Here is a 268-nt window from a genome sequence, read left to right as displayed (position 1 = left end):
CTCCGACCTCGCGGCGCGCCACCGCCAGATGCTGATGGCGCTATCTCGCGACGACAAAGACAAGATATGGGCCTTCGAAGAAGCCGATGGCGCCGGCCTGTTGCGCGCCTTCGACGAATTGCTTGCTGCTCCCGCCGAGGGCGATGCCGTACCGGCCAGCGGCCTCATGGTTCAACTGCGTGACTATCCGGAGGTGTTCCAGACTGCGTTCGGCGAGCAGATCGTGCGCTGGCCGCAATCGCCTGCCACGCAGTTGCGCATTTACGGC

General features: G+C 64.6%; 1 protein-coding gene. It reads left to right on the top strand.

Annotated elements, in window-relative coordinates; genetic code table 11:
- Nucleotides 1-268: hypothetical protein (locus WDW90_RS39635; RefSeq protein ID WP_336493060.1), on the top strand; the 268-nt coding region annotated here is incomplete at both ends.

This window comes from Methylobacterium nigriterrae (assembly GCF_037106235.1).
Taxonomy (GTDB): Bacteria; Pseudomonadota; Alphaproteobacteria; order Rhizobiales; family Beijerinckiaceae; genus Methylobacterium; species Methylobacterium nigriterrae.
This window is presented reverse-complemented; position numbering and strand designations above follow the sequence as displayed.